This is a genomic window from Burkholderia sp. AU30198, assembly GCF_020419825.1.
In the GTDB taxonomy this organism is placed as follows: domain Bacteria; phylum Pseudomonadota; class Gammaproteobacteria; order Burkholderiales; family Burkholderiaceae; genus Burkholderia.
On the sequence record NZ_JAIZSA010000003.1, the window covers coordinates 218,931 to 232,924 of the forward strand.

Annotated in this window: 13 protein-coding genes; 4 read left to right on the forward strand and 9 right to left on the reverse strand. The window is 67.7% G+C overall.

What is annotated here, in order from left to right; translation table 11 throughout:
- Positions 1-38 precede the first annotated feature (38 nt).
- Together LGN19_RS09890 and LGN19_RS09895 are read left to right on the forward strand one after the other, a co-directional pair.
- A complete protein-coding gene (locus LGN19_RS09890) occupies positions 39-1,334 on the forward strand; it encodes an O-acetylhomoserine aminocarboxypropyltransferase/cysteine synthase family protein (protein ID WP_011356015.1) in 1,296 nt (431 codons plus the stop codon).
- Positions 1,335-1,520: 186 nt separating this feature from the next.
- Positions 1,521-2,246 carry a ZIP family metal transporter gene (locus LGN19_RS09895; protein ID WP_226214310.1) on the forward strand — a complete coding sequence of 242 codons (726 nt, stop codon included), beginning with the start codon at positions 1,521-1,523 and terminating at the stop codon, positions 2,244-2,246.
- Between the two features lie 22 nt (positions 2,247-2,268).
- Here the strand turns inward: LGN19_RS09895 and LGN19_RS09900 are convergent, their stop codons facing one another.
- From LGN19_RS09900 to LGN19_RS09910, 3 genes are all read right to left on the reverse strand, one after another.
- Complete coding sequence (locus LGN19_RS09900) at positions 2,269-2,772, reverse strand: hypothetical protein (protein ID WP_226214311.1); 504 nt, start codon at positions 2,770-2,772, stop codon at positions 2,269-2,271.
- A 64-nt stretch (positions 2,773-2,836) separates the two neighbouring features.
- Positions 2,837-3,112, reverse strand: coding sequence for a DUF4148 domain-containing protein (locus tag LGN19_RS09905; RefSeq protein ID WP_226214313.1), 276 nt, complete (start codon positions 3,110-3,112; stop codon positions 2,837-2,839).
- Positions 3,113-3,288: 176 nt separating this feature from the next.
- Entirely contained in the window at positions 3,289-3,426 is a 138-nt protein-coding gene (locus LGN19_RS09910) for a hypothetical protein (protein ID WP_164462811.1), read from the reverse strand.
- Between the two features lie 3 nt (positions 3,427-3,429).
- On the opposite strand from LGN19_RS09910, the gene LGN19_RS09915 reads away from it, so the two are divergent.
- Positions 3,430-4,590, forward strand: a complete 1,161-nt coding sequence (locus LGN19_RS09915; protein ID WP_226214314.1) for a porin — start codon at positions 3,430-3,432, stop codon at positions 4,588-4,590.
- 200 nt (positions 4,591-4,790) lie between these two features.
- Here LGN19_RS09915 and LGN19_RS09920 read toward each other — a convergent pair whose 3' ends face one another.
- Positions 4,791-5,195: a hypothetical protein gene (locus tag LGN19_RS09920; RefSeq protein WP_226214316.1), complete on the reverse strand. Its 405-nt coding sequence runs from the start codon at positions 5,193-5,195 to the stop codon at positions 4,791-4,793.
- A 141-nt stretch (positions 5,196-5,336) separates the two neighbouring features.
- Here LGN19_RS09920 and LGN19_RS09925 point away from each other — a divergent pair, with 141 nt between their 5' ends.
- Positions 5,337-5,624 carry a DUF4148 domain-containing protein gene (locus LGN19_RS09925; protein WP_175221701.1) on the forward strand — a complete coding sequence of 96 codons (288 nt, stop codon included), beginning with the start codon at positions 5,337-5,339 and terminating at the stop codon, positions 5,622-5,624.
- 79 nt (positions 5,625-5,703) lie between these two features.
- Here the strand turns inward: LGN19_RS09925 and LGN19_RS09930 are convergent, their stop codons facing one another.
- The 5 genes from LGN19_RS09930 to LGN19_RS09950 all read right to left on the reverse strand — a co-directional run bounded on the left by LGN19_RS09930 (position 5,704) and on the right by LGN19_RS09950 (position 13,984).
- The gene (locus LGN19_RS09930; RefSeq protein ID WP_226214318.1) at positions 5,704-7,134 is read right to left on the reverse strand and encodes a heavy metal sensor histidine kinase; all 1,431 of its coding nucleotides are present in this window, start codon (positions 7,132-7,134) and stop codon (positions 5,704-5,706) included.
- On the reverse strand, positions 7,131-7,814 hold the full coding sequence (irlR, locus tag LGN19_RS09935; protein ID WP_226214320.1) for a heavy metal response regulator transcription factor IrlR: 684 nt from the start codon (positions 7,812-7,814) through the stop codon (positions 7,131-7,133). Before irlR ends, LGN19_RS09930 begins: the two co-directional genes overlap by 4 nt.
- On the reverse strand, positions 7,814-11,026 hold the full coding sequence (locus LGN19_RS09940) for an efflux RND transporter permease subunit (RefSeq protein WP_226214321.1): 3,213 nt from the start codon (positions 11,024-11,026) through the stop codon (positions 7,814-7,816). Before LGN19_RS09940 ends, irlR begins: the two co-directional genes overlap by 1 nt.
- A 125-nt stretch (positions 11,027-11,151) precedes the next feature.
- Positions 11,152-12,627 carry an efflux RND transporter periplasmic adaptor subunit gene (locus LGN19_RS09945; protein WP_226214324.1) on the reverse strand — a complete coding sequence of 492 codons (1,476 nt, stop codon included), beginning with the start codon at positions 12,625-12,627 and terminating at the stop codon, positions 11,152-11,154.
- A gap of 34 nt (positions 12,628-12,661) precedes the next feature.
- The gene (locus tag LGN19_RS09950) at positions 12,662-13,984 is read right to left on the reverse strand and encodes a TolC family protein (RefSeq protein WP_226214326.1); all 1,323 of its coding nucleotides are present in this window, start codon (positions 13,982-13,984) and stop codon (positions 12,662-12,664) included.
- Between the last annotated feature and the right edge of the window lie 10 nt (positions 13,985-13,994).

Sequence of the window (13,994 nt, forward strand, 5' to 3'; positions counted from 1 at the left end):
ATAATCGCTCGACCACCACAACAACAGAAGGAGCACCCATGACCGATCAGGCCGCATCGAACTGGCGCCTCGAAACCATCGCCGTGCACGGCGGTTATCGTCCCGACCCGACCACGCGCGCAGTCGCCGTACCGATCTACCAGACCGTTGCGTACGCATTCGACGACACGCAGCACGGCGCCGACCTGTTCGACCTGAAGGTCCAGGGCAACATCTACACGCGGATCATGAACCCGACGACGGACGTGCTCGAGCAGCGGATCGCCGCACTCGAGGGCGGCATCGGCGCGCTCGCGCTCGCATCGGGGCAATCGGCCGTCACGTATGCGATCCAGACGATCGCGGAAGCCGGTGACAACATCGTGTCCGCGAGTTCGCTGTACGGCGGCACCTACAACCTGTTCGCGCATACGCTGCCGCAATACGGGATCACGACGCGCTTCGCCGATCCGCGCGACCCCGCGTCGTTCGAACCGCTGATCGACGCGCGCACGAAGGCGATCTTCGCGGAATCGGTCGGCAACCCGCTCGGCAACGTCACCGACATCGCCGCGCTCGCGGAAGTTGCGCATCGTCACGGGATTCCGCTGATCGTCGACAACACGGTGCCGTCGCCGTACCTGCTGCGCCCGTTCGAGCACGGCGCGGATATCGTCGTGCACTCGCTGACGAAGTATCTCGGCGGGCACGGCACGAGCCTCGGCGGCGCGATCGTCGATTCGGGCAAGTTCCCGTGGGCCGAGCATGCGGACCGCTTCAAGCGGCTGAACGAGCCTGACGTCAGCTATCACGGCGTCGTCTATACGGAAGCGTTCGGGCCGGCCGCCTATATCGGCCGCGCGCGCGTGGTGCCGCTGCGCAACATGGGCGCGGCGATCTCGCCGTTCAATGCCTTCCAGATCCTGCAGGGCATCGAAACACTGGCGCTGCGCGTCGAGCGGATCAGCGACAACGCGCTGAAGATCGCGCAGCATCTCGCGCGCCACGAAAACGTCGAATGGGTGAACTACGCGGGCCTGCCCGATCACCCCGACCATCCGCTCGTCGCGCGCTACCTGTCGGGCCGCGCGCCGGGCATCCTGACGTTCGGCGTGAAGGGCGGACGTGACGGCGGTGCGAAGTTCCAGGACGCGCTGAAGCTGTTCACGCGGCTCGTCAACATCGGCGACACGAAATCGCTCGCGACGCACCCGGCATCGACGACACACCGGCAACTGTCACCGGCCGAACTCGCGAAGGCCGGCGTGAAGGAGGAAACGGTGCGGCTGTCGATCGGCATCGAGCATATCGACGACCTGCTCGCCGATCTCGACCAGGCGCTCGCGCAGCTTTGACCGGCACGGGCGCGCCGGCTTGCCGGTGCGCCCGGCATCGAATGGGTTGACCTTGAAGCGGCTTCAAGGTGTTCAATCCCCGGTTGAAGCCGGGGCACCGCCCGGCGTGTACGCACCAACCGTACCAGGCCGCCGGGTAGCCAGACGCCGGCCTCGCTGCGGTACGCCAACCGTCCGAGAGGCCTCATGACACCGACCGCGAAGCTTGCGCTGCTCACGTTACCGCCCGTGCTGGCGGCCTGTTTCGGGGCCCTCGCGGCCGCGTGGCGCGCCCCCGGCCCGAAAACGTCGAGCGTCATCCAGCATTTCACCGGCGGCATCGTGTTCGCGGCGGCGGCGCTCGAACTGCTGCCGCAGGATCGCGCGCATGCGCTGTTTCCGGTCGTCGTCGGCTTCGTGCTCGGTATCGCGCTGATGCTCGCGATCCGTGCGCTGTCGGGCGCGATCGAGACGCGCTTCGAGGCCGCGCAGTTGCCCGTGAGCCTGATCATCGTCACCGCGATCGATCTCGTCGTCGACGGCCTCGTGCTCGGCATCGCGTTCTCCGCGAGCGACGAAAGCGGCATCATCCTGACCATCGCGCTGACGCTCGAGGTGCTGTTCCTCGCGCTGTCGGTCAGCGCGGCGCTTGCGGCCGCCGGCATCGGCCGCCTGCTGTCGATCGTCGTACCGGTCGGGCTCGCGGCGCTGCTGAGCCTCGCGGCCGTGGCCGGTAACGCGGTGTTCGCCGGACTTCCGCCCAATCTCTACGCGGCGCTGCTCGGGCTGGGCACCGTCGCACTGCTGTACCTCGTCACCGAAGAACTGCTGGTCGAAGCGCACGAGGTACCCGAAACGCCATTCGCGACGGCCGCGTTCTTCATCGGCTTCATCGTGTTCTTCCTGATCGAAGGATCGGTGAAGACCGGATAAGCCGGATGCGGCGGCGCGCCGGCTACCACGTCGTCGCGCCCGTCGGATACGGTTCGACGATGCGCGTGCCGTTGACGGGCGTCACGCCTTCGTTGCGTAACGCGGCCCACAGGTCGATCGCATGTTCGCGCGACTTGCGGCTGCCGTCGTCGGTCAGCACGTTCAGCGCGATCACGTCGTCGCCTGTCGTCAGTTGCAGCTGCTCTTTCAGCTTGCGTGACTGATGCGACGCGGTGCGGATATCGCCGAGCAGGATCCGCTTCTCCGCGACGGTCGATCCGCCGACGGCATCGGCCGGCACGAACGTCAGCCGGCCGTTGCCGACCTCGCATTGCCCACGCGTGAACGTCGCGCTCCACTCGCCGGCCGGCACGGCCGCGAACTCGCAGCGCATCCGCTCGTTCGCACGCCGGCCGACGTCATGCGCCGACGCGTGCGACAACGCACGTTCCGGCCAGCCGGCCGCCATCGCGGCCGTCGACATCAGGCACGCCGCAAGCACGATTCCTTTCGCAAATTTGCGCATGGCACGCTCCTCTTCCGTGGGGTGTAGCCGGCAGGCACTACGCCGGTCGACCGCGAATGAACGATCAACGAACCGCAAAACGGTTGTCGTGCGCATCGACCAGCGGTGCCGTCTCGCCGCGGTGCACCGTCGCGCGATGGATTTCCTGGTTGCGCGCGACGGTGGCCGGGCTCGCCGGGTAGTCGTGATTCGGGCTCGGGATCACGCCGTCGTGGCGCGCCCGTACCAGTTCCTGAAGGACTTCCTGCCGGGTCTTCTGCGGTGCGGCCACCGCTTGCGAGAGGGCCGCCATCGACAGTGCGGCAGCGGCGGCGACGATCATCGGTCGCGGAATGTTCATGTTGGTTGCTCCTTGCTGTGAATCCGTGACAGGAGCCTTCACTTTGATCCAGCGGCGGTGCGGAATCGTGATTGCCGCATGACGGTTTCGTCACTGCTCCAGCATCATTTGCATCGCATTCCGAATGAACAATCTTCGCGGGCTGATGCACCCATGACGCGGCGATGACATTTTTCTCATTTGTCCCTCACCTTCACGATCCGAACGCTTTCCAGAATCGGCAGCGCGATCGCGATATTCCCCACCCGCCGGCCACGCACGCGGTACCGGAATAGCACGATGCACAAAACGATCATCTTGAACTTCAGGGACACACCATGAAAACTCCAGTTCGGCTTGTCATGATGTCGGGGGCGCTGCTGACGACTGCCCAGGCAGTCCACGCGTCGGAAGTCACGCTGTACGGCCTGTTCGATACGTCGCTGACGTACGTATGGAACGCCAACGCGGACGGCAGGAATCTCGTCGGCCTCGGCAACGGCAACCTGCTCGGCAACCGCTTCGGCGTGAAGGGCGCGGAAGATCTGGGCGGCGGGCTGAAGGCGATCTTCACGCTGGAAAACGGCTTCAATCCGAACACCGGCGCGCTCGGACAAGGCAACCGGATGTTCGGCCGGCAGGCATTCGTCGGCCTCGACAGCGCGCGCTGGGGCACGCTGACGCTCGGCCGCCAGTACGACGCGCTCGCGGACGTCGCGTGGCCGGTCACCGGCGACTTCTACTTCGGCAGCGTCTACGCGACACCCGGCGACGTCGACAACTACGACACGTCGTCGCGCACCGACAATGCGGTGAAATACACGTCGCCGATGATCAACGGATTCCAGTTCGTCGGCATGTACGCACTCGGCGGCGTGGCCGGCAAGAGCGGCGCCGGGCAAACCTGGTCGGCCGGCCTGTCGTACAGCAACGGGCCGGTCGACGTGGCGGGCGGCTATTACTACGCGGCCAATCGTTCATCGCTCGCCAACGGCATCCGCACCGGCTGGAACGGCACCTCCGACGGCACATTCGACGGGTCGCTGGTCAACGGCGGCTACATTTCGGCGAAATCGATCGGCATCGCGCGCGGTGCGTTGCGCTACAACTTCGCGCCGTTCGCGGTCGGCATCGACTACAGCAACGCGCTGTACAAGGCCGATGCGATGTCCGCGTTTCGGAGCACGCAGAAGTACGACACCGCGCGCGGCTTCTTCAACTACCAGGCGACGCCCAGCCTGCTCGTCGGTGTCGGCTACAGCTACACACGCGCCCGCGGCGATACGAGCGCGACCTACCATCAGGTGTCCGCCGGCGCCGACTACGTGCTGTCGAAGCGTACCGACCTTTACGCGGTCGGTGCATGGCAACGCGCGAACGGCGAGCAGCGCACGCTCGACGGCGGCACGCAAACGGCGCAGGCGTCGATCGGCTCGTATGGCTATGGCGGAACGCGCACGCAGGGCATCGTCAATCTCGGGCTGCGTCATCGGTTCTGATCGCGGCGGCGATACGCGCGCAACGTGACAAAAATTTCATGTTCCGATCAGCTTCGCGAAGCGTCGTATCGCTACGATCGGAAACGTGACGGGCAGCGCCCGTTCCAGACCACGCAAGCGGGTCGCTGCCGCACGGCACGTCACGCGTTAAGCCCGGACTCGTCGAGTGCCGGGCTTTTTTTTTGGTTGCGCCCCGATGATCAGGGCGTTGAATTGCGCTGTGGAAACAGGCAGTTATGCGTCTTCACATACAGGTTCGGATTGCCGCAGCGATGCCCGGCATAGTCGATCTGCTCGCCGGGCATGAGGTCGGCCGGCACCGGCTTTTTCGCGGCGGCCGGTGCCGCCTGCGCGGTTGGCGTTGTGCCGGAATGTGTCGATGCGCAGCCCGCGAACAACGGGACGATCAGGACTGCGATCAAGGTCAGGCGAATGGCGGGACGATACACTTTTCGGTCCGGAAGGAAAGTCTGAACAAGGCCGCCCGCTTTCGATACCGCGGTCGCGAACGGCGTGAATGCCGTCGGCCATGTCGGCCATCGGCAGACTTCATGTTCCGATTCCCGCTCATCGCGCCCATGACGCGAACATGACGATTGCGTCATGCCGGTCGTGTCCGAACGGCGCCTCTCCGCGTCACGCAATCTGACGCATTTTTCATCTCGCGATCACGATCACGCACGACTGTTTTCGCATACTGGGTCCACGGTTCGCCACCCGGCGGCCCCGATCAAGGAGAGCACTCGATGAAAACCGCAAAACTCGCAGCACTGTTCGTCACCGCCACGCTGTCGTTCGGCATGGCCACGCAGGCCGCGTTCGCGCAAACACAAACGCAGGGCAAGACCCGCACGCAGGTCGTCAACGAACTGAAGCAGGCGCAGCATGACGGCGTCGTGCCGACGAGCAAGACGCAATACCCGCCGACCGGCGAGCTCGTCGCGCGCAACAAGGAGCTTCACGGGATTTCGGTGCATGGCGGCGAGAAGAAGCCGCAGACCGACAACCACGACAACCTGACCGCGCAGCAATGACGCTCGGCCATGCGACCGCGGGCAGCGCGCCGCGCTCGGCCGCCTTCCGGCGAACGCGCGGGCGGGCCCGCCGGCGGTGTCAGGTACTGATGGCCGCCGGCCGTTTCAGCTCGGCCGGCCGTCGCGGGAAGCGCAGCCAGAACGTCGTGCGCCGGCCGGGGTCGCTGTCGACACCGCATTCGCCGCCGTGGTTGTCCATGATCGACCGGACGATCGCGAGACCGAGCCCGGTGCCCGACGCCGAGTCGTGCCGCGACGGATCGACGCGATAGAAGCGCTCGAAGATCCGCCCGACATGCCGGGCCTCGATGCCGGGCCCGGTATCCGACACGGCAATCGTCGTCGCGCCGCCCTGCTCCACACAGTCGATCGTCACGACGCTGTCGCGCGGCGCGTACCTCAGCGCGTTGGACAGCAGGTTGCTCAGCGCGCGCTGGTACAGCGTCAGATCGGCATCGACCCACGCATGGCCGTCGACCTTCACCTGCACACCCGCATCCTCCGCCAGCGGCTCGTAGTAGCCGGCCACACGCCCGGCCTCCTCCGCCGCATTCAATCGCCGCACGTCGATCGACGTGCCGGCCTGCTCCGAGCGCGCGAGAAACAGCATGTCCTCGATCATCCGCGACAGCCGCTGGTATTCATCGATGCTCGACTCGATCACGTTCCGGTATTCGTCCGCGCTGCGCGGCTGCGACAGCACGACTTGCGCGGCTGCCTGCAGGTTCGTGAGCGGCGTGCGCATGTCGTGCGCGAGATTCGACGAGAACTGGCTCAGCCGCGTGAACGATTCATTCAGCCGCTCGAGCATGCCGTTGAACGCATGCTCGAGTTCCTTCAGCTCGCCGGCCGTATCGAGCGCCGGCAGCGGACGGGCGAGCCGGCTCGTCGACATCTGCTCGGCGCGCGCCGCGAACCGCCGCAGCGGGCTCAGCCCGAGCGCCGCGATGCCGTATGCGATCGCGGCTGCGAGCACCACGCCGAACACCTCGATCACGACGATCGTATAGGCGTGCGTGCGCAGCAACAGCACGTCGGCGCTGCGGTCGTACTGCACCACGACGCGCACGACGGGCGCACTTGCGCCCGCGCCGGCCAGCGGCACATTCATCACCAGATACTGGTGCCGCGCGCCGGGTGGCGCGATGCCGACCGGCACGCGCCCTGCATCCAGCGACATCAGCGGCCCATACGGGCGGAAGCCGGGCGTGCCGACCAGGCGCGTACCCGTGGCGTCGTAGATCGCGAGATCCATGTTCGGATGGCCGTGCAACTGGTCGATCCAGATATCGGTGTTGCGCGCGACGCCGGCCGTCGAGCGCGCTTCGGCGAGGTGCGCGCCCAGCGCGGCGGAAATCCCGGCCATCTGCTCGGCCGCCGTCGTGTCGACGCGATTGCTCAGCGCCTCGTAGAGCGCGACGCCGCTCGACGCGAGAATCACCGACGTCGACAGGATGATCAGTGCGGTCAGGCGTCCGCGCAGCGTACGCGGCAGCAGGCGCGCGATCATGCGGCCGCGCCGCCGCGCGCTTCGAGCACGTAGCCCATTCCGCGCACCGTGTGGATCAGTTTCGGCTCGTACGCGTCGTCGATCTTCGAGCGCAACCGCCGGATCGCCGAATCGACGACGTTCGTGTCGCTGTTGAAGTTCATGTCCCAGACCTGCGACGCGATCGTCGTGCGCGGCAGGATCTCGCCCTCGCGGCGCATCAGCAGCCACAGCAGCGCGAATTCCTTCGCGGTCAGCAGGATCGTGTCGCCCTGCCGCGTGGCCTTGCGGCGCGTCAGGTCGAGTTCGAGATCGGCCACGCGCAGCGTGTTCGAATCGCGCGGCTGGCCGCGCCGCAGGATCGACTTGATGCGCGCGGTCAGCTCGACGAAGTCGAACGGCTTCGCGAGATAGTCGTCGGCGCCGAGCTCGAGCCCCTTCACGCGATCGCCGACATCGTCGCGCGCGGTCAGGAACAGCACGGGCGTCGACTTGCTGCGCCGCAGGTTCTGCAGCAGCGTCCAGCCGTCCTGCCCGGGCAGCATCACGTCGAGCACGAGCAGGTCGTACTCCTCGGTCTCGGCCTGATGCTGGCCCGTGATGCCGTCCTCGACCCAGTCGACGACATAGCCGGCCTCGGTCAGCCCCTTGCGCAGGTACGCACCCGTCTTCGGTTCATCTTCGACAATCAGAATTCGCATCACGCATTACCCTTGAAGAAACCCAGCCGGCGCAGCACGCCCGAGCCGAAGCCGCCGCGCAACGCCGCGCGCCACGACACTGCATGGCTGACGCGGTACAGCACGGGCAGCACCAGCAGCGTCAGCGCCGTGGACGACAGGATACCGCCGATCACGACCGTCGCGAGCGGGCGCTGCACCTCGGCGCCGGTGCCGGTCGCGAACGCCATCGGCAGGAAGCCGAGCGACGCGACGAGCGCGGTCATCAGCACCGGCCGCAGCCGCGTGAGCGCACCTTCACGCACGGCGGCCTCGAGCGGCATCCCTTCGTCGCGCAGGTTGCGGATGAACGAGATCATCACAAGCCCGTTGAGCACGGCCACGCCGGACAGCGCGATGAAGCCGACCGCCGCCGTGATCGACAGCGGAATCCCGCGCAGCCACAGCGACACGACGCCACCGCTCAGTGCGAACGGAATGCCGGTGAACACGAGCAGCCCGTCCTTCACGTTGTTGAACATCACGAACAGCAGCACGAACACCATGAACAGCGCGAGCGGCACGACGAGCTTCAGGCGCTCGCTCGCGCTTTGCAACTGCTCGAACTGCCCGCCCCACGACACCCAGTAGCCGGCCGGCACGCGCACGTCCTGCTGCAGCTGCTCGCGCGCATCGGCGACGAACGAGCCGACGTCGCGGCCGCGCACGTTCGCGCTGACGACCACCCGCCGCTTGCCGTCCTCGCGGCTGATCTGGTTCGGCCCCGGCGCGACGTTGATGGTCGCGAGCTCCGCGAGCGGCACGTACGGCGCCGCCGCGAGCGGCGCGCTGGCGCCGGCCGCCGGCGCGGGCAGCGCGATCGGCAGCCGCTTGATCGCCTCGATGTCCGAGCGCAGCTCGTCCGGCAGCCGCACGACGATATCGAAGCGGCGGTCACCCTGGAACAGCGTGCCGGCCTTCTGCCCGCCGACGGCGGCGGCCACCGTATCCTGCAGGTCGGCGACGCTCACGCCATAGCGCGCGAGCTTGTCGCGGTCGAGGTTGACGGTCAGCACGGGCAGGCCGGTGGTCTGCTCGACCTTCACTTCCGACGCACCCGGCACCTTCTGCAGCGCGGCCGCGATCTGCTCGCCGGTCTGGTTCAGCACGGCCATGTCGTCGCCGAAGATCTTCACCGCGACGTCGCTGCGCACACCCGAGATCAGTTCGTTGAAGCGCAGCTGGATCGGCTGCGAGAACTCGTAGGCGTTGCCCGGCAGCTCGGCGAGCGCCTCCTCGATCTCGCGCACGAGCTGGTCGCGCGGCTTCTTCGGGTCGGGCCACTGGTCGGCAGGCTTCAGCATGATGTAGCCGTCCGACAAGTTCGGCGGCATCGGGTCGGCCGCGATCTCGGCCGTGCCGGTGCGCGCGAACACGCGCTGGATCTCGGGGAAGCGCGCCTTCAGCGTCTTCTCGATCGACTTCTGCATCTCCACCGACTGCGACAGGCTCGTGCCGGGAATCCGCAGCGCGGCGACCGCGAGGTCGCCCTCGTTGAGGCTCGGAATGAACTCGCTGCCGAGCCGCGTGGCAAGCCCGAGCGTGGCCAGAACGATCACGCCGGCTCCGATCATCACGCGCGCCGGGCGCGTCATGAACGCCGCGAGCGCCGGTTCGTACGCGCGCCGCGCCCAGCCCATCAGCCGGTTCTCCTTCTCCTCGACGCGCTCGCCGATGAACAGCGCAACAGCCGCCGGAATGAACGTGACAGTCAGCACCATCGCGGCCGCGAGCGCCATCACGACGGTAATGGCCATCGGGTGGAACATCTTGCCTTCGACACCCGTCAACGCAAAGATCGGCAGGTACACGACCATGATGATCAGTTGCCCGAAGATCAGCGCGCGGCGTGCCTCCTGCGACGCGCCGAACACCTCCGCGAAACGCTCGTCGCGCGTGAGCGGCCGGCCCGCGGCGGCCTGCGCATGCGCGAGCCGCCTCACGCAGTTCTCGACGATCACCACCGCGCCATCGACGATGATCCCGAAGTCGAGCGCGCCGAGGCTCATCAGGTTCGCGCTCACCTTCGCGTTCACCATCCCGGTGAAGGTCATCAGCATCGACAGCGGGATCACGAGCGCGGTGATCAGCGCCGCGCGCATGTTGCCGAGGAACAGGAACAGCACGGCGATCACGAGGATCGCGCCTTCGAGCAGGTTCTTCTTCACCGTCGCAACGGCCTTCTCGACGAGCACCGTGCGGTCGTACACGGGAATCGCCTTCACGCCTGAAGGCAGCGTGCGGTTCACGTCGTCCATCTTCGCGGCGACGGCCTTCGCGACCGTGCGGCTGTTCTCGCCCATCAGCATGAAGACCGTGCCGAGCACGACCTCCTCGCCGTCCGACGTCGCCGCGCCGGTGCGCAGCTCGCGGCCGATGTCGACCAGCCCGACGTCCTTCATCCGCACCGGCACGCCGCCGACGTTGGTCAGCACGATGTTCGCGATATCGTCGACGGTACGCGCCTGGCCCGGCACGCGCACGAGATACTGCTCGCCGCGCTTCTCGATGTAGCCGGCCCCGACGTTGTCGTTGTTGCGTTCGAGCGCGCGCACGACGTCGGCGAGCGTGAGCCCGTACGACATCAGCTTCGCCGGATTCGGCGCGACGCGGTATTCCTTCACGTAGCCGCCGATCGAGTTCACCTCGGTCACGCCGCGCACGTTCCTGAGCTGCGGCCTGATGACCCAGTCCTGCAACTCGCGCAGGTCGGCCGCCGAATAGCGCGTGCCGTCGGGCTTGCGCGCGGCCGCGTCGGCCTCGACGGTCCACAGGTAGATCTCGCCGAGGCCCGTCGACGTCGGCCCCATCGCGGGCGCGATGCCGGCCGGCAGCTTGTCCTTCGCTTCCTGGATGCGCTCGTTGACGAGCTGCCGTGCGAAGTAGATGTCGGTACCGTCCTTGAAGATCACCGTGACCTGCGACAGCCCGTAGCGCGAGATCGAGCGCGTCTGCTCGAGGCCCGGCAGGCCGGCCATCACGGTCTCGACCGGATAGGTGATGCGCTGCTCGGCTTCGAGCGGCGAATAGCCGGGCGCGGACGTGTTGATCTGGACCTGCACGTTGGTGATGTCGGGCACCGCGTCGATCGGCAGCTTCTGGTAGCTGAACATGCCCAGCGCGGCCACGGCCGCGATCGCCAGCATCACGAGCCAGCGGTGCGCAATCGCAAAGCGGATCAGGCGTTCAAACATGACGGGATTCCTTGAAACGGGGCACGGTCACCCTCGACGGACGGGCCGCCCGGCCGGTCACGCGGCGATCCGGAAAGCGGGCCGCATAGCGGGCCGCGAGTCGTGCAACGGCACACACGTAACGCTCATTCATGTTCCGCACTCCCCTTGCCGAGTTCGGCCTTCAGCACGAAGCTGTTCGACGCCGCGTATTCCTGGCCCGGCTTGAGGCCCTTCAGCACCTCGGTCGCCCGTTCGTCGCGCCTCCCCGTCTCGACGGCCTGGGCGACGAAACCCTTCGACGAGCGCACGAAGACGGACGGTGCGCCGTCGACGTCCTGCAGCGCGTCGCTCGCGACCGCGAGCGGCACGCCCTGCTTGCCCGCGTCGACCGACACGTTCACGAACATCCCGGGCCGCCACACGCCGTCCGGGTTCGGCAGCACGACGCGCGCCGGCGCGGTGCGCGTCTGTTCGCCGAGCAGCGAACCCACGTACGCGATCGGGCCGCTCGAACGCGATTCGAACGCGGTCGCGATGACCGTCGCGTCGCGGCCGACCCGCACGTCGTTGAGCCGCTGCGCCGGCACGGCCATCTCGGCCCATACCGTCGACAGATCGGAGATCACGAACATGCTGGCATCGGCAGCGATCGCTTCGCCGGGCGTCGCATGCTTCTCGACGATCGTGCCGGCGAACGGCGCGCGCAGTTCGTAGCGGTTCAGCGCACCCGCGCCGACCGGTGCGTTCAGCGCAGCCAGCTTTTGCCGCGCGTTCTGCACGGCGATCTCGGCTTCACGCAACTGCACCTGCGCCTGCTGGTAGTCCTGCTCGGCCGAAATACGCTCCTGCCACAGCGTGCGTTCGCGCTCGTAGGTCGCGCGTGCGCCCGACAGCCGGCGCTCGGCCGTCAGCAGCTCGCTGCGCCGGTCGGCAAGATCGGTGCTCGCGATCACGGCCAGTACCTGCCCCTTCGCGACGTTCTGCCCGAGCGACACCGACACCTGCTCGACGATGCCGGCCACGCGCGGCACCACGTGCGCGGTGCGATCCTCGTTGAACTTGATCTCGCCCGGGAGCTGGAACGGCGTCGCGATCTGCGCGGGGCCGGCCTTCGCCAGCGCGATCTTCGAGGTCGCGAGCTGCGCGTCGGTCAGCGCGATCGCGCCATCGGCGCGGGCGAACGGGAACGACGCGGCTTCGTTGCCCGCCTTCACGTCGATCGTCGCATCGAACACGTGCGGCTTGCCGATCGACTGCGCGGACACGAACTTCTGGCCGGCCGCGTCGAAACGCAAGGGTTCGTGCGAGCGGTCGTAGCGGACCAGCGTGCCGGACACGGTCACGCCCTTGTCGGCCGGCTTGCCGTCGACGAACGGATAGACGATGAGGCGCGCATCGCCGGGCTTCTCCGTCATCACGATTTCGACGGACAGCTTGCCGCGCTTTAGCACGACACCGCCGCGCTCGCCGGTGGCGTCGGCGGAAGAAGCAGCCGCGGACGCCGCCGATGCGGACACGCCGTTGCCACCGCTGTTGCGCGTGACACCGAGTGCGCCGATGACGATTCCGGCACTGCCGAGCACGACCGCCGCGACGATCAGGATTCTGTTGCGTGACATGGTGATCCTTCAGGTAAAAGAGGCGTCCGTTGCGCTATTGCGCGACCGGTGCAAGCGGCGCGAGCGGCGTACCGACGAGCCGGCCGATGTCGGCGCGGGCCGTATGCGCATCGGCGAGCGCACGCACGTATTGCGACTGGCCCTGGAACAGCGTGCGCTGCGCGTCGAGCACGTCGAGGAAGCTGAACTTCCCGAGCTCGTAGCCGCGCGACATCGCATCGAGCGCGAGGCGCGCGGCCGGCAGGATGTCGGCCTTCAGCCGCTGCGCTTCTTGTGCGGCGGCTTCGAAATTCGCGTATGCCTGCGTGAGGTCCAGCCGCAGGCGCGTGCGTTCGCGATCGAGATCGGCATTCGCGCGCGTGGCCTTGTGCGTCGCCTCGAGCAGCGCGCCCTTGTTCGTGTTGAACAGCGGAATCGGGATCGACACGCCGACCACCGCCTGGTTGTCCGGCACGCCGCCCGTGGTCACGCGCTTCACGCCCGCGCTGATCGTCACGTCCGGAATGCGCCGCGCGCGTTCGAGCGACACGGCCGCGTTCGAGCGCAGCATCTCGGCGCGCGCGATCCTGGCGAGCGGCGCATCGTCGAGCTGCGCGGTCAGCGCGGGCAGCGACTCGACCGGCGGCACGGCTTCGAGGTCGCCCTGCACGGCAAGCCCGCCGTCGCGTGCTTCGCCCATCACCGCGTTCAGCTTCTCGCGCGCGACCTCGACACGGCCGCGTGCGGTCACAACTTCAATCTGCACGCCGGCCGCCGCCACGTGCGCCTTCGTCGCCTCGACCGGCGACACCTTGCCGGCCTGCGCACGGCGGTTCGCGAGATCCGCCGAGCGTGCGGCGATCGCGGCCGATTCCTCGGTCACCTGAAGCTGGCGCTGCGCGGCGAGCAGCCCGTAGAACGCGGCGATCACGTCGGCACGCACGACGGCGCCCTGCTCGTCGAGCGATGCATTGGCCGCTTCCCTGCCGTACGACGCAACGTCGAGCCGCGCGCTACGCTTGCCGCCGAGTTCGATCGTCTGGTTGATCAGCGCGGTCGACGTGCGTTCGGCGCGACGGAAGCCTTCCTGCAGGAACGACACTTCGGGATTGGGACGCGCGCCGGCCTGCAGCAGCGCGCCGGCCGACGCATCGACGTCCGCGCGCGCGCCGCGCAGCGCCGGATTGTTCCGGGCCGCAACCGACAGCGCATCGGCAAGTGTCAGCGAGGTGGAAGGGAGGGCGTCGGATGGCGGTGCGCCGATCGGCGCGGCGCTGCCGGTGGCAGCCGGGGCCGGCCCCGGCGACAGCGACGGCTGCGCATGAGCCGTCGCGGCCATCGCGAAGACGACGGCCACGGCGAGGTTGAGCTTGAGCATGTTCGGTTCT